This window comes from Halomonas halmophila (genome assembly GCF_006540005.1).
Lineage (GTDB): Bacteria > Pseudomonadota > Gammaproteobacteria > Pseudomonadales > Halomonadaceae > Halomonas > Halomonas halmophila.
Genome location: NZ_BJOC01000051.1, coordinates 1 through 18,612, shown reverse-complemented (window position 1 = coordinate 18,612; position 18,612 = coordinate 1). Strand labels below are relative to the sequence as shown.

At 65.0% G+C, this 18,612-nt stretch carries 20 protein-coding genes; 8 read left to right on the top strand and 12 right to left on the bottom strand.

All coding sequences use genetic code 11. The features are described from left to right. The first annotated feature begins 205 nt into the window (after window positions 1-205). The 3 genes from HHA01_RS14175 to HHA01_RS14165 all read left to right on the top strand — a co-directional run bounded on the left by HHA01_RS14175 (window position 206) and on the right by HHA01_RS14165 (window position 1,404). Window positions 206-448: a type II toxin-antitoxin system Phd/YefM family antitoxin gene (locus HHA01_RS14175; protein WP_141321846.1), complete on the top strand. Its 243-nt coding sequence runs from the start codon at window positions 206-208 to the stop codon at window positions 446-448. Next, a complete protein-coding gene (locus HHA01_RS14170) occupies window positions 445-708 on the top strand; it encodes a Txe/YoeB family addiction module toxin (RefSeq protein ID WP_141321844.1) in 264 nt (87 codons plus the stop codon). The genes HHA01_RS14175 and HHA01_RS14170 overlap by 4 nt, the downstream gene beginning before the upstream one ends. A gap of 96 nt (window positions 709-804) precedes the next feature. Beyond that, window positions 805-1,404, top strand: a complete 600-nt coding sequence (locus HHA01_RS14165) for a tetratricopeptide repeat protein (RefSeq protein ID WP_141321842.1) — start codon at window positions 805-807, stop codon at window positions 1,402-1,404. Window positions 1,405-1,568: 164 nt separating this feature from the next. Here the strand turns inward: HHA01_RS14165 and yccS are convergent, their stop codons facing one another. The 4 genes from yccS to HHA01_RS14145 form a co-directional block, all read right to left on the bottom strand. Continuing rightward, the gene (gene yccS / locus HHA01_RS14160) at window positions 1,569-3,740 is read right to left on the bottom strand and encodes a YccS family putative transporter (protein ID WP_141321840.1); all 2,172 of its coding nucleotides are present in this window, start codon (window positions 3,738-3,740) and stop codon (window positions 1,569-1,571) included. Window positions 3,741-4,003: 263 nt separating this feature from the next. Beyond that, window positions 4,004-4,360, bottom strand: a complete 357-nt coding sequence (locus HHA01_RS14155; protein ID WP_141321838.1) for a hypothetical protein — start codon at window positions 4,358-4,360, stop codon at window positions 4,004-4,006. Window positions 4,361-4,436: 76 nt separating this feature from the next. After that, window positions 4,437-4,712, bottom strand: a complete 276-nt coding sequence (locus HHA01_RS14150; protein ID WP_141321836.1) for an HU family DNA-binding protein — start codon at window positions 4,710-4,712, stop codon at window positions 4,437-4,439. Between the two features lie 159 nt (window positions 4,713-4,871). Further along, on the bottom strand, window positions 4,872-6,035 hold the full coding sequence (locus HHA01_RS14145; protein ID WP_141321834.1) for an NAD(P)/FAD-dependent oxidoreductase: 1,164 nt from the start codon (window positions 6,033-6,035) through the stop codon (window positions 4,872-4,874). Between the two features lie 101 nt (window positions 6,036-6,136). Between HHA01_RS14145 and HHA01_RS14140 the strand changes: the two genes are divergently transcribed. The 4 genes from HHA01_RS14140 (at window position 6,137) to phoR (ending at window position 9,988) form a co-directional block, all read left to right on the top strand. Then, window positions 6,137-6,676 carry a chorismate--pyruvate lyase family protein gene (locus HHA01_RS14140; RefSeq protein ID WP_307725352.1) on the top strand — a complete coding sequence of 180 codons (540 nt, stop codon included), beginning with the start codon at window positions 6,137-6,139 and terminating at the stop codon, window positions 6,674-6,676. Window positions 6,677-6,750: 74 nt separating this feature from the next. After that, on the top strand, window positions 6,751-7,644 hold the full coding sequence (ubiA, locus tag HHA01_RS14135; protein ID WP_141321832.1) for a 4-hydroxybenzoate octaprenyltransferase: 894 nt from the start codon (window positions 6,751-6,753) through the stop codon (window positions 7,642-7,644). Window positions 7,645-7,771: 127 nt separating this feature from the next. Next, window positions 7,772-8,461 (top strand): phosphate regulon transcriptional regulator PhoB, encoded by a 690-nt coding sequence (gene phoB / locus HHA01_RS14130; RefSeq protein WP_141321830.1) that lies wholly within the window; start codon window positions 7,772-7,774, stop codon window positions 8,459-8,461. 198 nt (window positions 8,462-8,659) lie between these two features. After that, window positions 8,660-9,988: a phosphate regulon sensor histidine kinase PhoR gene (phoR, locus tag HHA01_RS14125; RefSeq protein ID WP_246053917.1), complete on the top strand. Its 1,329-nt coding sequence runs from the start codon at window positions 8,660-8,662 to the stop codon at window positions 9,986-9,988. Here the strand turns inward: phoR and cysZ are convergent. From cysZ to HHA01_RS14095, 6 genes are all read right to left on the bottom strand, one after another. Further along, the gene (cysZ, locus tag HHA01_RS14120; protein ID WP_141321826.1) at window positions 9,985-10,719 is read right to left on the bottom strand and encodes a sulfate transporter CysZ; all 735 of its coding nucleotides are present in this window, start codon (window positions 10,717-10,719) and stop codon (window positions 9,985-9,987) included. The genes phoR and cysZ overlap by 4 nt on opposite strands. An 82-nt stretch (window positions 10,720-10,801) precedes the next feature. Next, entirely contained in the window at window positions 10,802-11,524 is a 723-nt protein-coding gene (gene phoU, locus HHA01_RS14115; protein WP_141321824.1) for a phosphate signaling complex protein PhoU, read from the bottom strand. Window positions 11,525-11,548: 24 nt separating this feature from the next. Then, window positions 11,549-12,361: a phosphate ABC transporter ATP-binding protein PstB gene (gene pstB / locus HHA01_RS14110; protein WP_141321822.1), complete on the bottom strand. Its 813-nt coding sequence runs from the start codon at window positions 12,359-12,361 to the stop codon at window positions 11,549-11,551. Between the two features lie 115 nt (window positions 12,362-12,476). Further along, entirely contained in the window at window positions 12,477-14,027 is a 1,551-nt protein-coding gene (pstA, locus tag HHA01_RS14105; protein ID WP_141321850.1) for a phosphate ABC transporter permease PstA, read from the bottom strand. After that, complete coding sequence (locus HHA01_RS14100; protein WP_141321820.1) at window positions 14,027-15,250, bottom strand: ABC transporter permease subunit; 1,224 nt, start codon at window positions 15,248-15,250, stop codon at window positions 14,027-14,029. The genes pstA and HHA01_RS14100 overlap by 1 nt, the downstream gene beginning before the upstream one ends. A 78-nt stretch (window positions 15,251-15,328) precedes the next feature. Further along, window positions 15,329-16,351 carry a phosphate ABC transporter substrate-binding protein gene (locus HHA01_RS14095; protein ID WP_246053916.1) on the bottom strand — a complete coding sequence of 341 codons (1,023 nt, stop codon included), beginning with the start codon at window positions 16,349-16,351 and terminating at the stop codon, window positions 15,329-15,331. A gap of 182 nt (window positions 16,352-16,533) precedes the next feature. On the opposite strand from HHA01_RS14095, the gene HHA01_RS14090 reads away from it, so the two are divergent. Beyond that, entirely contained in the window at window positions 16,534-16,944 is a 411-nt protein-coding gene (locus HHA01_RS14090; protein WP_141321818.1) for an acyl-CoA thioesterase, read from the top strand. Between the two features lie 5 nt (window positions 16,945-16,949). Here the strand turns inward: HHA01_RS14090 and HHA01_RS14085 are convergent, their stop codons facing one another. Both HHA01_RS14085 and HHA01_RS14080 read right to left on the bottom strand, forming a co-directional pair. Then, window positions 16,950-18,056 carry a TRAP transporter substrate-binding protein gene (locus tag HHA01_RS14085; RefSeq protein WP_141321816.1) on the bottom strand — a complete coding sequence of 369 codons (1,107 nt, stop codon included), beginning with the start codon at window positions 18,054-18,056 and terminating at the stop codon, window positions 16,950-16,952. Window positions 18,057-18,148: 92 nt separating this feature from the next. Then, window positions 18,149-18,538: a hypothetical protein gene (locus HHA01_RS14080; RefSeq protein ID WP_141321814.1), complete on the bottom strand. Its 390-nt coding sequence runs from the start codon at window positions 18,536-18,538 to the stop codon at window positions 18,149-18,151. Window positions 18,539-18,612: the final 74 nt, after the last annotated feature.

The window sequence follows — 18,612 nt, the reverse complement described above, 5'->3', positions numbered from 1 at the left end:
TAGCTCGTAGCTCGTAGCTCGTAGCTCGTAGCTCGTAGCTCGTAGCTCGTAGCTCGTAGCTCGTAGCAGCCTAACCCCAGCTCCTCTCGGGCCAAGGTTTTTTCTTACCCCGTCGAGCGACACCATATGATCAGGCGTTACGTACGTCTTGGCGTACGTAACCGAAGGCGTACACTCAAGACAACGACACATGCAAGGGGGCGTCATGAGCGGCATCACAGCAACCGAGGCGCGTAGCAACCTCTATCGATTGATCGACGAAACCGCCGAGTCTCATCAGCCCATCATCATCATGGGCAAGCGCAACAAGGCGGTGCTGGTATCCGAGGAAGACTGGTCGGCGATTCAGGAAACCCTCTACCTGCTCTCCGTGCCGGGCATGCGAGAGTCGATTCGCGAGGGTATGGATACCCCGGTGGATGAGTGTGGCGAGGAGCTGGACTGGTGACATGGAAGCTGGTTTACACCAGGCAAGCACAGAAGGATGCAAACAAACTGGCCTCGAGCGGCCTCAAGCCAAAAACCCAGGAATTATTGGCACTGATTGCAGAAGACCCGTTTCGCCGGACACCTCCGTTCGAGAAGCTGGTGGGTGATCTGAACGGCGCCTATTCACGCCGCATCAATATCCAGCATCGTCTGGCCTATCAGGTGATCGAGGATGAGCGCGTAGTGAAAGTACTCAGGCTCTGGAGCCGCTATGAATGAGGTTTGGCCCGCCGCCGTTGCCGGTCGATTCTGCCAGCCCCACACAGCCTCAGGCATCGTGGCAACGTCTCACCTTACAAGCCTGGAGCCCGATCCATGCTGAACAATGTGCAAAAGCGGTGTCGAGATCGAGCCAACCGGGCACGCAGGGCCCTGCTGAAAGAGAAAGAGACTTATGGCCAGATTTCCGACGGCTCGGGAAAACGTTATCTGGTGGGCGTCGACTACTTGCTCAGCGGAGCGCCCGAGAAAGCCGTCGAGTTCATGGAGTGGTTTGAACAGGAATTCCCCGATGACGTGGGCGAACCCGTCTTCTGGCTGTATGCCGCCTTGACCTACTATCGAATGGGCTCGCTCGCCAAAGCACGGCGCTATCTGCTGGAAGCCATGCTGAGCAACATTTACCTGTTGCCCTTCGTGTATTCGCGTCCATTGCCCCGACAGGACATGTGGCATTCAAGCGGCTGGCAGGATCCCGAGTATGTGACAGACATGGCAGAATTTCTGGATGAACCGACGCCTCGCGAGCAGGCATGGATCAGGGAGCAATTCGAGGGCGAGCGTTTCACGGAGATCCGCAACACCTACATCGCCACCTTTCACGCACTGCGGCATGCGGAAAGCCATGACACCCACCTCCGATTACTCCATGAATGGGGAGACTATATCGCCGCTCAACGTCACAGCAGTATCTAGCTGCACCCCCAGAGGGAAGGCTGGTACCGGGGTTAGTGGAGTCAAGTTTTTTCTTCAAGCTTAAAGCTCACGGCTTATAGCTCCGGGCGAAGCCCGGGAGGGTTTTCTTCCCTCTTCAAGGCGCGTAGCGCCGTTCTTCCAGCTTCAAGCTTATGGCTTACAGCTTATAGCTCCGGCGCGTCCGGTTGGCCGATGGAGCGGGCGGCGTGGCGCAGGGGTGCCAGCTGCTGACCGATCAAGGCCAGCTGGGTGCGCAGCAGCTGAGAGTCGTCACGGGCGGGTTCGGTATCCAGCGCGGCCAGGGCGTCATTCAACCTGGCGTCCTGCTCCTCCAGGGGAGCCTGATCGCGCAGGCCGGCGGCCAGAGCCGCCAGCGAGCCCTCGATGGATTCGGCCGCATGCTCCACCGGGCCGGAGTAGTGTTCCGTGCGCTCGTCGCGATGCGCCCCGAGGGCCGAGAGGTAGTTGAGCAGGGTGTGCGAGTGCAGCAGAAAGCGCAGCCCCACATCGGCATCGCGGCGAAACCGCTCGGGCTCCTGCAGCACATTGCCGATCAGGGTCGATAACTCGGCATCGGCATTGTGGGCGTTGCGGCGCGCCAGCCGATAGGTCAGGTCATCGCGCTTTCCATGGCGGTATTGATCGAGGATGGCCTCGAGATAGGCACGATTGGCCTCCAGGGTGGCCGCCGCCTGCTGGTGCAGTTGCCGCCCCTGCCAGTCGGGCAGGATCAATAGCACCGCCAGACCGGCGATGCCCGCGCCCATCAGGGTATCGAACAGGCGCGGCCAGATCAGCCCGAAGCCATTGCCCACCTGATTGAAACAGCACAGCACCATCAGGGTAATGAAGGCGGTGGCGAACATGTAACGCCGGCCACGCGCCGCAAAGAAGGCAACGCCGGCCATCACCGCGCAGCCGATCTGCACCAGCGGCGAGGGAAACAGCGTGATCAGGGCCCAGCCCGCCAGCAAGCCGATGATGGTGCCCAGAATGCGTTGCCGCAACAGGCGGCGGGTGGCGCCGAAACTGGGCTGACAGACGAACAGACTGGTCAGCAGAATCCAGTAGCCCTGGGTGGGATGGATCCAGTGCAGCAGGCCATAACCCGCCACCAGGGTCACGGTCAGGCGCACCGCATGACGAAAGATCGCCGAGCGCGGCGTCAGTTGTCCCAGGACCCGCTCGCGAACGTCGTCCAGGCCGTGCGGGGTGCGATCATACAACGAGGCATCTTCCTGGGAATCGGGGCCTTCCGGGTGGCGGGCACGCCCGAGAATATCCTGCAGGGTCGTCAGGTTATCGGCCAGCGCACGCAGATGCGGCAGAAGCGACTGCCACTCGCGGCGTGGTTGGGCCCCCAACTGCTCCACCGAGGCGTTGAAATCCTCCAGCGCCATCTCGCTGCGCCCCTGCGCGAAGGCGCGATTGAGCAACAGCGAGCGCCCCAGTTCGTGGCACGTCTCGCCCTGTTGCGCCAGCAGGCGCTGGGCCCGAAAGAGGACGTCATGGTGAAAGAAGGCCTGGCTCAGCTCGTGATACGGGTAATGCGTCGAGCTGGCCCGCTCATGGATGTCCTGGGCGATAAAATACAGCCACAGGTAGCGGTTCAGCTTGCTGCTGCGGCTCTCCTGGAGACGGCGAAAGATCATCTCCTTGGCCTGATTGAGCGCCGCGACCACACGTCCGTTCTGGCGCGCCAGTTCATAGCGGCGTTGCTCGACATCCAGGTCGCGCCGTGGCTCGAACAGGGTCGACTTGAGCTGCAGATAGCGGCTCAGCTCGCGAAACACGCGGGCCAGCGCATGCTTGAGGGGCTGGCGGGAAAACAGTCGACACCAGATGACCGAAATCACGCCATACCAGGCCGCCCCCGCCACCAGCAGGGCCGGCTCCCGCCAGATATTCTCCAGCGCCGGGGCGGCGCGGTTTTCCAGACTGATCATGGTATAGGTGGCGAGAATCAGGGTCGCCCGCGCGATGGTCGCGTAACGCTGGTTCACCGCCCCCAGCATGGTCAGGCCAAAGGTGCTGACCGCCAGGCCCACGACGAACCACAGCGGCCGGTTGAACAGCACCTCGACCGACAGGGCGGCCACGGCAAAACAGCCCAGCGTGACCAGTAGGGCCCTCCAGCGACCCTGCCAGTGGTCGTCGGTCTCCGACAGCGCACTGGCAATGATGCCCAGAAACAGCGGGATCAGGCTGTGTAGCGCCGTGAACCACCAGCACACCAGCACCACACCGGTGAAGGCGATGAAGACGCGCAGACTGTAAGCGAAGGAATCCAGCGCCCAGAGGCGGCGCAGCGAGAGGAACAGCGATGACAGCGACATAGGCTCCAGGAAAGCAGTCGGCGAGGCGCAAGCGCCCTGACAATTCAGACTTTAGTATAACGCCTGCCGCCGAAATGTCCGAACCCGCCCCTCAACGCTCTGACCGGCCTCTCGCGCCGATGATCGAGGGGATGGTCGTACACCATGCCTCACCAGGCTCGTCACTCGCGGCGCGTAGCCCACAGCTCGCAACTCGTGTTTTGAAGCTCATCGCTCGCTACCCGCAGCTCGTAGCTCGTAGCTCGTAGCTCGTAGCTCGTAGCTCAAATATCGCGCAACAGCTTTTGCAGACGCGTCAGGTCGCCGGAGTCCCCGACCAGGCGCACACGGCCGTCCATCATGCCGTCGAGAAAGGCTTTCTGGGTGGGTTTACGCAGAATGCGTACTGCCGCCGCCGCGCTCTCGAAGCGCAGTTCCAGGTCGAGATCCACCGGTAGCCCCTTGCCGGTCTCGATGCCCTGGGACGACATGCGGTAATGCCGGGCAATGGCGAGGTCCTCGGTGGCAATGCCCCAGTCCAGACCACGCATCTCGGTCAGACGTTCTCGAAACCTGTCCTTGCGACGCAGGGCGCGCTTGAGCATGACACCCAACAACCACAGCATGATTCGAAGTTTCATGGGGATATCCGAGGCAGAATCGTTCAGGCAGGAAATTCACGGCCCGCCCGTTCAGGCGAGCCGTGCCGGGGCGCCATTACTTGGCGACCGCGTCCTTGAGCCCCTTGCCCGGCTTGAAGGCTACCGTCTTGCTGGCCGGAATGGTCAGCGACTCACCGGTCTGCGGGTTCTTGCCGGTACGTGAAGCACGCTCGCGCACCGTGAAGGTTCCAAAGCCGATCAATGACACGTCATTGCCATCGGACACACTACCCGTGATTTCATCGAGAATGACGTTGAGAACCTGACTAGCCTTGTCCTTGGATAGATCAGCACGCTCGGCAATCGCCGCGGCGAGTTCTGGTTTACGCATATAGCCCTCCTTGTTTGACTACAACCGGGGTAACCCCTCCGGCCATCTTATTGTTGACGTGAAATGCAGGACATCCCTCACATTTCAACGCAGCCCGCCGGCCCAGGATCGGCGACAGTCGAGCTGGTACGAATCACGCATCGCTGAGCGATGTCGAGACTAGCCTAGCAATGAGGGAGCGATCCGCGCCAGTTCGACTTTCCGACGGACCCGGCTGCCTGTCAACGCAAACCCCATCAAACGTCCGTCCTCATCCTCCGCCAGCGCGCTCAAGTCGCGGCCCTCGCCCTCAATGCGCCACTCGCAGGCCACCCCGTCGGGCGGCGGCAGGGACACCACCGGCAACAGTGGCGTCTTGACCAGCACCGGCCAGGCGCCATAGGTCACGGCACTGGGAGTGCCCGCCAGCGTCACCGCCAGGGCCTTGGCCGCGGCCTGCAGCGGCTGCACGTACATGGCATTGACGCCATCGACACAGGCCGCATCGCCCAGGGCGTGGATGCCCGGCGCCGAGGTCGCCAGGTAACGATCGGTCAGGATGCCCTGCGCGGAAACGGCCAGCCCTGCCGCCTCGGCCAGCTGCGTGCGGGGCCTCAGGCCGGTCGCCACCAGCACCAGGTCCGCTTCGAGGTTCGCGCCATCATCCAGGCCGATGGCCACCCCGGCGCGACCGGGCACCAGCTCGACCACGCTGCGGCCGGGGTAGCGGCGCATGCCGGCCTCGCTGAACGCCGCCCCCAGGGCCTCGCCCAGGACCGGAGGCAGCAGTTGCGGCAGGGGCGTGGCTTCCGGGGCAATCAGGTCGACGGCGTGGCCACCCGCCAACAGGTCATTGGCGTACTCGCAGCCCACCAGGCCGGCCCCCACCACCGCCACTCGCGCCGGCCTGCCGAGGGATGTCAGGGCCGCATGGAAGGCACGGTAGTCATCCAGGTCATTGATGGTGAAGACCCGTCCATCCAGCGTCTGCGGCCAGTCGAGAGGCGGCGTCGGCGCCGCACCGGTGGCCAGCACCAGCTCGTCGTAGGCCAGACGCTCGGCGCCCAGCTGCAGCTCACGCGCCGCCGGGTCGATGGCCTCCACACGCGTATGGGTACGCACCACCACCCCCAGCGAATCGGCCACCTCGAGAGCCGACCGGCTGGCCAGGCGCTCCGGCGGCAGACGTTTGGCGAAGCCCGTGGACAGCATGGGCTTGGAGTAGTCATCGCCACTGTCGGCCGTGATCAAGGTGATCGGCCGTTCGGGCTGGTGGGCACGCAACTGGCGCACCAGGCCCATCGCGGCCATGCCGGAACCGATAAGGGTCAGGGGAGCGGTCATGAAATCCTCGTCGCACGGCCCGCCAGTCCCATGGCGGGGTAGAAGTTCGAGGCATCATGGTACACTAGCCGCCCCGACGATTTGGACGCGGAGCGCAACTCTTGCCGACAGGCCCATCATTCCAGCCCCGCTGGCGCCCCCTGGCCGCCGCTCGCCCGGATATGAGCCCGCGCTGGTGGGAGTGGCTCGCCTCGCAGGACTCCCTGACCGATCGACTGATCGCCGCCGGCCAGCCACGCCGCTTTCGCGTGCGCCTGCTCGATCAGCGCCATGGCCGGCCTCGTCAGGATGAAGCCGAGGCGCTGGGCCTGGGCGAGCACCAGCATGCCTGGCTGCGCGAGGTCGCGCTATGCCTGGACGAGCGGCCCTGGGTGCTGGCACGCTCCGTATCACCGCTCGGCTCGCCGACCGACCAGCACCGACTGGAGTGGCTGGGCGAGCGCTCGCTGGGCAGCTGGTTGTTCGCTCAATCCGACCTGCAGCGCAGCCCCATCGAGGTCTGCGCCGGCGGCGGCCCCTTTGCGGGCGCCCAGGGCCCCTGGGGACGTCGCTCGGTGCTCAGGCATCAGCGCATCACGGTGCTGGTGCAGGAGTTCTTCCAGCAGGCGATGGTGGATGATCTGGCCATGCCTTCGCGTTAGCCTAGGCGCTCCACCCTCAACCCGACGACCCATCCGGCACCGGCAACCGGGGGTCGAGCATACGAGACGACCCGATGGACTCTTCCCTGTTGCGCCCTTCCGGACTGGCCCGCCTACCCGACTTCCTGCAGCTGATGCGGCTCGATCGCCCCATCGGCACCTGGCTGCTGATGTGGCCCACCCTGTGGGCGCTGTGGATGGCCGCACAGGGCGTGCCCGAGCGCGCCACCGTGCTGATCTTCGTCGTCGGCGTCTACCTGATGCGCGCCGCCGGCTGCGTGGTCAACGACTATGCCGACCGCCACTTCGACGGCCACGTCAAGCGCACCCGCCAGCGCCCCCTGGCCACCGGGCGCATCAGCGAGACGGAAGCCAAGGGGCTGTTCGCCACCCTGGTCGTGCTGTCCTTCGCGCTGGTGTGGTTGACCAACCCCTTCACGGTGATGCTCTCGGTCGCCGGGGTCATGCTGGCCTTCATCTACCCCTTCATGAAGCGCTACACCCATCTGCCCCAGGTGTTCCTGGGGGCCGCCTTCTCGTGGAGCATCCCCATGGCCTTCGGCGCGGTGCTGGGCGAAATCCCGGCCGTGGCGTGGTGGCTGGTGGCCGCCAACGTGGCCTGGACCGTGGCCTACGACACCCTGTACGCCATGGTCGACCGCGATGACGACCTGCGCATCGGCATCAAGTCCACCGCCGTGCTGTTCGGCCGCGCCGACAAGCTGATCATCGGCCTACTGCAGCTGATCACCCTGGGACTGCTGGCCTGGGTCGGCCACGCCCTGGGGCTGGGCGGCTTCTTCTGGCTGGGGCTGGCCGCCATGGCCGCCACCTTCGTCCATCAGCAACACCTGATCCGCCATCGCGACCGGGATCGCTGCTTCCAGGCCTTTCTCAACAACCACTGGTCAGGCCTGCTGGTCTTCGCCGGTATCGGGCTCTCCTGGTGGCCGCCGCTCGGCGGCTGAAGCGCGCCATCACGCGTCGCAACCGGGCAGAAAAGTGAAGCGCAAGGAGCGCTTGTCACATGATTGTCACAGGGACATGCTGTCATCGTCACCAAGTTGTCACTGACCTTGACCATGAGGCCCCGGGATGAGCGACAAGACCGTACTGATTGTCGATGATGAAGCGCCGATCCGCGAGATGATCGCCGTGGCGCTGGAAATGGCCGACTACCACGTCCTCGAGGCGGACAACGCCCAGAGTGCCCACGCGCTCATCGTCGACCATCAGCCCGACCTGGTGCTGCTCGACTGGATGATGCCCGGCACCAGCGGTATCGAGCTGGCACGCCGGCTGAAGCGTGATGAAGCCACGGCCGAGTTGCCGATCATCATGCTCACCGCCAAGACCGAGGAGGACAACAAGATCCAGGGCCTGGAATCCGGGGCGGATGATTACATCACCAAGCCGTTCTCGCCGCGCGAGCTGGTCGCCCGCCTCAAGGCGGTCCTGCGCCGCTCCACCCCGCATGGGGTCGAGGATCCGGTGGAAGTCGAGGGCCTGCTGCTCGACCCCGTCAGCCACCGGGTCAGCGTCGACGGCCAATCGCTGGAGGTCGGCCCGACCGAATACCGCCTGCTGCAATTCTTCATGACTCATCAGGAACGCGCCTACACGCGCGGTCAGCTGCTCGATCAGGTCTGGGGCGGCAACGTCTATGTCGAGGAGCGCACCGTGGACGTGCACATTCGTCGTCTGCGCAAGGCGCTGGGCGACCCCTACCAGCAACTGATCCAGACCGTGCGCGGCACCGGCTATCGCTTTTCTGCCAAGGGCTGAGAGCGCCCGGGCCGTGCCGCCGGGTCGCAGGCAGGCTAGAGTAAGGGGCAGGCGGCCTGTGCTCCCCGGCCGCTGATGCGCCCGAGCGGAAGCCGGGCGATATCGACCAGCCAGACAGGATTCAGAGGCCCAGATGCGCATGCTGCACACGACCTCGACGCCTCGGGGCAACACGCATTATCCACAGACGGTTCCGGCGTGAAGCGGCTGTGGAAAAAAGAACTCTGGCGCCTAGTGGGCCTGACCGCCCTGGGCGGCGTTCTCGGCTGGCCGTTCTCCGCCATCGGCATCGGGGTGGCCATTGCCCTGGGCCTGCAGCTGGCGTATCAGCTGCGCCAGCTCAGCGCCCTGCACGACTGGCTGGCCAACCATCCCCATGAAGAGCCGCCCGCCGCCAGCGGCCTGTGGGGCGAGCTGTTCGACCGTTTGTATCGCTACCAGAAGGGCCAGCGCATTACCCAGCGGCGGCTGCGCGACACCCTGAGCCGCATCCAGGAATCCTCCGAGGCCATGCGCGACAGCGTAGTCATGCTCGATCGCCACGGCGACATGGAATGGTGGAACAGTGCCGCCGAGCGCATGCTGGGCCTCAAGCCGGCGCATGACCGAGGCCAGCACATCACCAACCTGCTGCGCGATCCCAGCTTCGTCGACTACTTTCAGGCGCGTGAATATCGCGAACCCCTGACGCTGACCTCGCCGATCGACGAGCAGATGATCCTGCAGTTCCAGATCACCCTGTATGGCGATGACGAGCGCCTGGTGATGGCCCGCGACATCACGCGCCTGCACCGCCTGGAGCAGATGCGCCGCGACTTCGTGGCCAATGTCTCGCATGAACTGCGCACCCCGCTGACGGTACTCAGCGGCTATCTGGAAACCTACAGCGGCATGGCCGACCAGTTGCCCGGCCGCATGTCACGTGGCATCGAGCAGATGCGCGGCCAGACGACCCGCATGCAGAACCTGGTCAACGACCTGCTGCTGCTGTCACGGCTGGAGATCGACCAGGGCGGCCAGGACGACGCTCCGCTGGAGCTGGCCAGCATGATGGACAACATCCGCCGCGATGCCGAAGCCCTGTCCAGCGGCAGCCAGCACTTCGAGGTCATCATCGACGAGGCGCGTCGCCTGGTGGGCAGCGAAAAGGAAATCCACAGCGCCCTCTCCAACCTGGTCTTCAACGCCGTGCGTTATGCCGGCGAGGATCGCCACATCAGGCTGCGCTGGGCCAGTCACGCCGACGGCGCCTGTCTGGAAGTCGCGGATGACGGCGAGGGCATCGACCCCCACCATATTCCGCGTCTCACCGAGCGCTTCTACCGCGTCGACAAGGGCCGCAGCACCGCCACCGGCGGCACCGGCCTGGGGCTGGCCATCGTCAAGCACGTGCTGCTGCGCCACCAGGCCTGGCTCGAGATCGACTCGCACCCGGGCGCCGGCGCCACCTTCCGCTGCGTCTTCCCGCGCGAGCGCCTCGCCAGTGCCGAGAGCGAGGCACCGGCCGCGCTGACCACCAGCGACTAGCGCGACGCGGTCACTGCCGTCAGGTCACGATAGTGGCGATCCCACATCAGCACCGCCGCCGCCACGGCCCCCGGCAGCAGAAACAGGTTGGCCAGCGGCACCCAGGTGATCAGCATCACCCAGCCGCCATAGGTCAGCGTCGGCCAGCGCCGGGTCGCCAGGCGTCGCCGCATGTCGGCGAAGCTGACCTTGTTGTTGTCCATGGGATAGTCGAGATAGGTGATGGCCATGGTCCAGGCCGAGAACGCCGCCCACAGGACCGGCGCCATCAGGTTGATCACCGGAATCCAACTGATCACGAACAGCACCAGCATGCGTGGCAGGATATAGCCCAGCTTGACCAGCTCGCGGCCCAGCGCATCGAGGGCCGTGCGCACAAGGCCACGGTCGTCCAGCGGGGCGCGACCGGTCACCTCGATCTCGACCTTCTCGGCCAGAAAGCCGTAGAAGGGCGCGGCGATCAGGTGCGTCACCAGAGTGAAGGTGAAGAACACGATCACCACCAGGCTGATCACGAACAACGGCCAGATCAGCCACGAAAGCCAGTCGAGCCAGCCCGGCACCATGGCCATCCAGCCATCCAGCCAGCCGCCGAAATGGCTCAGCACATAGCTCAGCATGCCGGCATAGACCAACAGGTTGGCCAGGATCGGCAGAAACACATAGCGGCGCAGGCCGCGCGAATAGACCAGCCGGGTCCCCTGCGACAGCGCCGTCAAGGCATTCAGCATCGGTGTTCATCCTCCTCACGACGAAACAGGCCGTCGCTCCCGGCGACGGCCTGTTCGAATAGACCACTCGGCGCCACGCCTGTCAGCGGTCGCCGACTTCCTCGTCGAGATCATCCGGATTCGTGTGGCGGATGTCGAGCCCCTTGACCAGATACACCACATATTCGGCCAGGTTGTTGGCATGATCGCCGACGCGCTCCAGGGCGCGCAGGATCCACATGATGCCTAGCACCGGCGAGATCGAGCGGGCATCCTCCATCATGAAGGTCATCAGCGAGCGCATGGCCGACTGATACTCGCTGTCGACCTTCTGGTCCTCCTCGACGATCTGCAGGGCGAGATCGGTATCGAAGCGGGCGAAGGAGGTCAGCGAATCACGCATCATGCGCCGCACATGCTCGCTGATGATGCGGACCTCGACGAAACCGCGGCTGCCCGAGTCATTCTCGATCAGCTCGATGGCGTTGCGGGCGATCTTGCTGGCCTCGTCGCCGATACGCTCCAGGTCGGAGGCGGCACGGATCACCGCCAGCACCAGACGCAGATCGGACGCTGCCGGCTGACGCCGCGCCAGCACCCGGGTGCACTCGTCATCGATCTTGATCTGCATGTCATTGACGGCGCGATCATTGTCGACGACACGCTCGGCCAGCGAGGAGTCGGCGTCGAGCAGGGAATTCACCGCGTCCTGAACCTGCTTCTCGACCAGGCCGCCCATGGCCATCAGGTGGGTCTTGAGTTCCTCGAGTTCGTGATTGAACTGACGAGAGATATGCTGACTGTGAATGTCACTGGTGATGTCCATCAGACTCTCCTCGGGACGGGCTCATCAGGCCATGCGTCCGGTGATGTAATTCTCGGTTCGCGCCAGGCGCGGATTGGTGAACAGGGTATCGGTGGGGCCGTACTCCACCAGCTCGCCATCCTGCAGAAAGGCGGTGTAGTCCGAGACGCGCGCCGCCTGCTGCATGTTGTGGGTGACCAGTACCAGCGTCAGTGTCGACTTCAGGTTGCGGATCAACTCCTCGACCTTGAGCGACGAAATCGGATCCAGCGCCGAGGCCGGCTCATCGAGCAGCAAAACCTCGGGGCCCACCGCCAGGGTGCGCGCGATGACCAGGCGTTGTTGCTGGCCACCGGACAACGACCAGGCGGACGCCCGCAGACGATCCTTCACCTCATCCCACAGGGCGGCCGAGCGCAGTGCCCACTCGACCACGTCATCCACCCGCCGCTTGGGCATGCGTCCTTGCAGTCGCAGCCCGAAGGCCACGTTGTCGTAGATCGACATGGGAAAGGGGTTGGGCACCTGGAAGACCATGCCCACCCGGCGGCGCAGCTCTGCCACCATCATCTCGGGGGCGTGAATGTCCTGTCCCTCGAGATGGATGCTGCCTTCGCGTGACACCGACTCATTCAGGTCATGCAGACGATTCAGCGCGCGCAGCAGCGTCGACTTGCCGCACCCCGAGGGGCCGATGAAGGCCGTTACCCGATGGCGCGGCACCCGCAATGTCAGGTTGCTCAACGCCGGCTTGTCGCCATAGCGCAGGGCGAAATCGCGCACTTCCAGGCTCGAGGCGTGCGCGCTGAAATCGATCAGAGCGCCCGACGTGGAAGGCGTGTGCTGCATGACCGTCATGAACCCTTTCCCGTAAGCACCAGGGCACTGCCTGGAGGAAAAAACCACGCCACCCGCGCCTCGAACGCCCTTTCAAGCAGTTGCCAGGGCCGATGGTGGGTGACCGCTATTCTCACTAGTGCGGCAGTGTACCGTGACGCCCTCTCAAATAATGGCGCAAGAATATTGCAGTCAGGTTAAGCACCAGAATCACTACTACCAATAATAGCGCCGTGGCATAGATCAGCGGCATGGCGGCCTGGACATCACCACTGCGAAAGGCGGCATCAAAGATGTGATAACCCAGATGCATGAACTTTCTATCAAGATGCAGAAAGGGGAACTCGCCGTCCAGCGGTACCTGAGGCGCCATCTTGGCCACCCCCACCAGCATCAGCGGCGCCACTTCGCCTGCCGCGCGCGCCACGGCCAGGATCACCCCGGTCAGCATGGCCGGCATGGCCATGGGCAGCACCACCCGCCACAGCATCTCGGTGCGCGTTGCGCCCAGCGCCAGCGCCCCCTCGCGCTGGCTCTCCGGAATCCGCGCCAGGCCTTCCTCGGTGGCCACGATCACCACCGGCAGGGTCAACAGGGCCAGCGTCAGCGAGGCCCACAGCAGGCCGCCCGTGCCAAAGGTCGGCGACGGCAGGCGGGAGGCAAAGAACCAATCATCCAGGTGGCCGCCGATGCCATAGACGAAGACCCCCAGCCCGAACACGCCATAGACGATCGACGGCACCCCCGCCAGGTTGCGGACCCCGATGCGCACCCAGCGGATCAAGCGCCCCTGATGGGCGACCTCGTTGAGATAGACCGCCGCCAGCACGCCGAAGGGCATGACGAAGATCGACATCAGCACCACCATCAGCACCGTGCCGAAGATCGCCGGCCACACGCCGCCCGCCGTGTTGGCGGCGCGCGGTCCCTCGGAGAGAAAGCGCCAGACGCCCTGACCCCAGGTCGCCAGCTTGTCCACCGGTCCCATGGCATTGGGCTGGAGCGCGCGCACCACGTCCGTCAGCGGCTGACGCAAGGAGCGGCCACCGACACTTTCCAGCACCAGGGTGTCATCGGGCAACGCCGCCTGCCGCGCATTCACTTGCGACTGAGCGCTGGCCAGTGCCGCTCGGTCCTCAGCCGAGGCCTGGCCGGCCTCGACACGCCGCACCAGAGGCTGAATGGTCTCTTCGCGGAGCTGGGCGATCTGTCGACGCCCGTCTTCCACCACCGCCAGACGCTCTTTCAGGGCCGGCCAGGCCGCGTCACCACTGAATCGTTCGCCGGAAGCCGTCTCGATGGCCACCAGGCGGCCGATGAACTCGCCCCAGCGTCGTCGCTCCAGTACCACCAGATCCTCCGGATGCGCAATGTCCTGGATCCGCTCGAGCGCCACCCACTCCCAGATATCACCGTCGACATCACGGTTGCCGTCGCGATACAGGCGTTCGCGCGCCTCCCGGCCGGGCAGCGGCGCCTCCTTCACCGCGCGCCCCGCCAACTGGCGACCATCGTCGAGGGTCACCAGGGCCACATCCGCCGGCCAGAAGTGCCCCAGGCCACGCACCGCCAGCAGCCCCAACAGCAGGGCCAACAGGGCCAGGGACGTCGCCACGCTGCCGGCGGCCAGCCAGGCCCAGGGGCCTTCCCCGGCCGACTTGCGCTTCGAACGCTGCCAGTGATGCATCACGCCAGGCCCTCCATGCGCCGATAGCGGCGCCGCAAGCGCGCGCGCACCACTTCCGCCAGGGTGTTCACGCAGAAGGTAAAGGCAAACAGCAGCAGGGCCGCCAGCAGCAACAGACGATAATGCGTGCCGCCCGGGGCGGCTTCAGGCAGCTCGATGGCGATGCTCGCCGCCATCGAGCGCAGGCCATCCAGCGGGTTGGCGGTCATCAGCGCGGTATTGCCACTGGCCATCAGCACGATCATGGTCTCGCCCACCGCACGACCGGCGCCGATCATCACCGCCGATAGCACCCCCGGTCCGGCCGCCGGCAGCACCACCTTCCACAGTGTCTGCCAGCGCGTCGCGCCCAGCGCCTCGGCCCCTTCGACCAGGTTGCCGGGCACGCCCGACAGGGCATCCTCAGCCAGCGCATATATGCTCGGCATCACCGCAAAGCCCATCGCCATGCCGACAATGATGGCGTTGCGATTGGCGTAGGCGAGCCCCAGATGAACTTCCAGCCAGGTCCGCAGGCTGCCGCCGAACCACCAGGCCTCGAGCAGCGGCGCCAGCCACACGGCCAGGCCCCAAATCACCAGCAACCAGGGCATCAGCCAGACGGCCGCCCAGCCCATCGGCAGGCGCCGGTGCAGCCGGCCTCCCAGGCGCGACCAGAGCCCGCCGGCCAGCAGCACGCCCGGCGGCAACAGGATCAATAACACCGCCCCCAGCGCTAGATGGTTATCGAGCCACGGCGCCAGCACCAACCCGGCCACGAAGCCGATGACCACGCCCGGCATGGCCTCCATCAACTCCAGGGTCGGGCGCAGGCGGGCGCGCAGACGCGGCGACATGAACAACGCCGAGTGCGCCGCCGCCCCCAGGGCCAACGGCACCGCGATCACCAGCGACCAGGCGGCCGCTTCCAGGGTGCCCCAGACCAGCGGCAGCATGCCGAAGCGTGGCTCGCCTCCGCCTTCGGGCAGGGCGGGCTGCCAGCGATGCGCCGGCGCTTCGAGCCCCGTGTAGGGCTGGGGCAACCAGAGGGCTTGCAGGTCGATGCGTGGGGTATCCGCCGACGACCAGAACAACGGCAGCACTTCCACCGCCAGGAAGATGCCGATCGCCATGACCGCCACGATCACCCCGATACCGCCCGCCGTGATCAAGGCCGTGGCCAGGCGATCACGGGTCTGGCGCACAGAGCGGCGCAAGGGGGGAGTTGAGGACGAATGCGGCATGGCAACCAGTGTGGAACGAGGGCAATAGCGGAAAAATACGACACTATCATGACAATGACATGACAGTGGCTCCCGGCATCAGGGTTGCACGGCGGGCAGCGTCTCGAGCCCGAGTTGTCGTCGCTGGCGATTGAGTTCCTCGCGCGGCAGCGCGACGAAGCCCAGCTCTTCGGCGATCGCCTGTCCTGCAGGCGAGAGTACCAGATCAATGAAGGCCCGCTCGACCGACGGCAGGGATTCACCGGGCGGGCGGTTGACGTAGAGCCGCAGGTCGCGCGAGAAGGGATACTCGCCACGTCGCACCGCCTCCGGCTGCGGGCGGTGCTCGACACCTTGCGCGTCGCGCAGTGCCACGGTTTTCACTCCCGGCGTCAGATGATTGAGGCCGGCATACCCGATCGCCCGTGGATCGGCACTGACGGCCGACACCACCGCCGCCGATCCCGGATGTTCCCTGACCCGCGGGCGGAAGGCCCCATTGCATAGCGCCTCGCGACGGAACATCTCATGGGTGCCCGAGACGGCATTGCGACCATGCGGGGCGATCAGCCCCTGAAGGGTCCCGTCGAGCAACGACGACCAGCGACGCAACCCGGACTCACCACCGCAGCGCAGGGTCTCGGAGAAGATCGCATCCAGTTCGGTAAGGCTCAGGCTGGTAAGCGGGTTATGGCGATGCACCACCACCACCAGGGCGTCCCGCGCCACCACCAGTGACTCGACCGGATAGCCATGACGACGCTCGAAGGCCGCCTTTTCGTCGTCGGTCATCGGCCGCGACATCGGTCCCAGCAGGGTCGTGCCGGCCGTCAGCGCCGGCGGCGCACTGGCCGAGCCACTGGCCTTGAGCTGCAACCGCATGCCCGGATACTCGCGAGCCAGATGCTCACCCCAGCGCAGCATCAGCCCGGCCATGGTGTCGGACCCCACCGTGCCCAGGGTACCCACCGGTTCTTCCGCCCCCGCGCGGCCCGCCTCGGTGTCGTGCGCCAACACGGGCAACGCGCCGATCATGCTCAGCAACAGCAAGCACATGCCCAGGCAGACGGGAATGGCGCGTTTGCGAATGACCTGACCCTGAACGGCAGTGGCTGCCGGCATGGAACCTCCAAGATTTCCGACGCACTGCACCATGCTATCGTGAATCGCCAATGACGGCCGCCGGACGATACGCTATCCCGGCACGGCATGATCGGCAGTCCGCCACGTCAGCCGATGAAAAGTGGCGACAGCCACCGCTTGCCCTCTATCATGACCCGCTAAACAACAAGCAGGCAGCCCCCATGAGCGAACTCGACGACATACCGGCACCGCGCGGTCAACTGGCCCTCAAGCTGGTCGCCAACCGCCAGGACACCAACTTCCATGGCGACATCCCCGGCGGCTGGCTGGTCAGCCAGATGGACCAGGCCGCCGAGCTGACCGCCAGCCGCGAGGCCCATGGCCGCACCGCCACCGTCGCCATCGAGGCCATGGACTTTCTGTGTCCGGTGCGCGTGGGCTCGGTGGTCAACATCTTCACCGCCATCGGCGAGATTGGCCACAGCTCGATCAAGCTCGATGTCGAGGTATGGAGCCGTTCGCCCATGGAACGCAACCCCGATGAGCTACACAAGGTCACCGAGGCGCGTTTCGTGCTGGTCGCCCTCGACGACAACGGCCGCATCCGCGCCGTACGCCAGGGCGACAGCTGAACCGATCAGCTCTCGCTGAGCAGCCGGTCGCGCGCCTTCAGATACGCAAACTCACCGACATCGGTGAAAGGCCGCACCTTCTGTTGGAAGGCGCGATAGGACTCGTAGACCTTCCGAGACGCCTCGTCACTCTCGACCTGCTTCTGCAGCACGTCCCGCGACGACTCCAGCAGGGCCGACATCACGTCCTCGGGGAATTCGCGCAGCTTGACGCCATGCTCGTCGACCAGCGTCTTCAGCGCCTCGGCATTGCGCAGCTGAAACTCGCTGATCATCGCCAGATTGGACGCCCGCGCCGCCTCGGTCACCACCGCCTTGAGGTCGTCCGGCAGCGCCTTCCAGGCATCCAGATTGACGGTACCCTCGAGGATGGCGCTGGGCTCGTTCCACGCCGAGGTATAGTAGTAGTCCGCCACCTGATGCAGGCCGAAGGCCAGATCATTGTAGGGCCCGACCCAGTCGGCAGCATCCAGCACTCCGGTCTGCAGGGAGGTGAAGATCTCGCTACCGGGGGTGGTCATGGTCGTCACGCCGATACCGCTCATCGCCTCGCCAGCCAGCCCAGGGAGGCGCAGCTTGAGCCCCTGCATATCCTCCAGCGACTTGATCTCCTTCTTGAACCAGCCCGCCATCTGAGTGCCGGTATTGCCTACCGCAAAGGGCTTGAGATTGTGTTCGGCGTAGATTTCGTCCCACAGCGTCTGACCATCGCCATAATACAGCCAGGCATTGGTCTCGGTGGTGGTCATGCCGAAGGGCACGGCGGTAAAGAACTGCGCCGCCGCCACCTTGCCGCGCCAGTAGTAGGACGCCGAATGCCCCATCTCGGCCGTGCCGGCAGACACCGCATCGAAGACCCCCATGGCCGGGACCATCTCGCCCGCCCCGTGCACCTTGACCTTCATGCGTCCGCCCGACATGCGCTCGATACGCGCCGCCAGATCATTGGCCCCGGTGCCCAGCGCCGGGAAATTCTTCGGCCAGGACGTCACCATGTTCCAGGTGATCGTCTCCTGGGCAGAGGCAGTAGAAATGAAGGGCGCGGCCACGGCACCCGCCGTGCCGGCACCCAGCGTCTTGAGACTGGTCTTGAGAAAATTGCGACGCTCCATGGCGAAGGCGACTCCGTATCGTAATTTTTCATCCTGCCCGCAAGCAGCGTGTCCACGAGGCAGTATGCGCGAAAGGCAAATTCATCGGCAACTCAGCGCGCGCGCTCCAGTTCGATGTCAAGCGGAGCGCGAAGCGAGCGCTTGGGCTTGCCCAGCACCTGAACGCCCAGGGTCGTGAAAAAGATCACCGCAAAAACCGTCGTTGGAATCTTGCCGAAGAAATGCAACGCCAGGGCACCGAGGATCACCGGCACCGTGACCATCACGATACGCGAATACTTGCGGACCGCCTCTTCCATCCGACCCAGATGCCGGGCCAGCGCCTCGCGCGACTCGCCTGCCACCAGATCATCCACGCCACACTTGGGGCACGCGGCGGTCTGGTCACTCAACAACCGCTGCGCGTGACGGTGCCGCAAGCCAACCTGCTGCTCACAGGCCGGGCAGATGTAGGTTGCAACCTTGATACCGGCGTCTTTCATGTTGGGCCTATCCACTCTGAATGCATGGGGAAGTGCAGCCCCATGTTGCCTCAATCAAGGCGCCACGGCCCACC

Excerpts from the sequence above, each read along its gene's own strand:
- yccS (WP_141321840.1), bottom strand. The coding sequence starts at position 3,740 with ATGTCGCTGTCATCGCTGTTCCTCTCGCTGCGCCGCCTCTGGGCGCTG.
- HHA01_RS14085 (WP_141321816.1), bottom strand. The coding sequence starts at position 18,056 with ATGGAGCGTCGCAATTTTCTCAAGACCAGTCTCAAGACGCTGGGTGCC.
- HHA01_RS14150 (WP_141321836.1), bottom strand. The coding sequence starts at position 4,712 with ATGCGTAAACCAGAACTCGCCGCGGCGATTGCCGAGCGTGCTGATCTA.
- HHA01_RS14165 (WP_141321842.1), top strand. The coding sequence starts at position 805 with ATGCTGAACAATGTGCAAAAGCGGTGTCGAGATCGAGCCAACCGGGCA.
- HHA01_RS14100 (WP_141321820.1), bottom strand. The coding sequence starts at position 15,250 with ATGCCGCATTCGTCCTCAACTCCCCCCTTGCGCCGCTCTGTGCGCCAG.
- HHA01_RS14175 (WP_141321846.1), top strand. The coding sequence starts at position 206 with ATGAGCGGCATCACAGCAACCGAGGCGCGTAGCAACCTCTATCGATTG.
- phoU (WP_141321824.1), bottom strand. The coding sequence starts at position 11,524 with ATGGACATCACCAGTGACATTCACAGTCAGCATATCTCTCGTCAGTTC.
- phoB (WP_141321830.1), top strand. The coding sequence starts at position 7,772 with ATGAGCGACAAGACCGTACTGATTGTCGATGATGAAGCGCCGATCCGC.
- HHA01_RS14095 (WP_246053916.1), bottom strand. The coding sequence starts at position 16,351 with ATGCCGGCAGCCACTGCCGTTCAGGGTCAGGTCATTCGCAAACGCGCC.
- HHA01_RS14080 (WP_141321814.1), bottom strand. The coding sequence starts at position 18,538 with ATGAAAGACGCCGGTATCAAGGTTGCAACCTACATCTGCCCGGCCTGT.
- pstB (WP_141321822.1), bottom strand. The coding sequence starts at position 12,361 with ATGACGGTCATGCAGCACACGCCTTCCACGTCGGGCGCTCTGATCGAT.
- HHA01_RS14155 (WP_141321838.1), bottom strand. The coding sequence starts at position 4,360 with ATGAAACTTCGAATCATGCTGTGGTTGTTGGGTGTCATGCTCAAGCGC.
- HHA01_RS14145 (WP_141321834.1), bottom strand. The coding sequence starts at position 6,035 with ATGACCGCTCCCCTGACCCTTATCGGTTCCGGCATGGCCGCGATGGGC.
- cysZ (WP_141321826.1), bottom strand. The coding sequence starts at position 10,719 with ATGCTGAATGCCTTGACGGCGCTGTCGCAGGGGACCCGGCTGGTCTAT.
- pstA (WP_141321850.1), bottom strand. The coding sequence starts at position 14,027 with ATGCATCACTGGCAGCGTTCGAAGCGCAAGTCGGCCGGGGAAGGCCCC.
- HHA01_RS14090 (WP_141321818.1), top strand. The coding sequence starts at position 16,534 with ATGAGCGAACTCGACGACATACCGGCACCGCGCGGTCAACTGGCCCTC.
- ubiA (WP_141321832.1), top strand. The coding sequence starts at position 6,751 with ATGGACTCTTCCCTGTTGCGCCCTTCCGGACTGGCCCGCCTACCCGAC.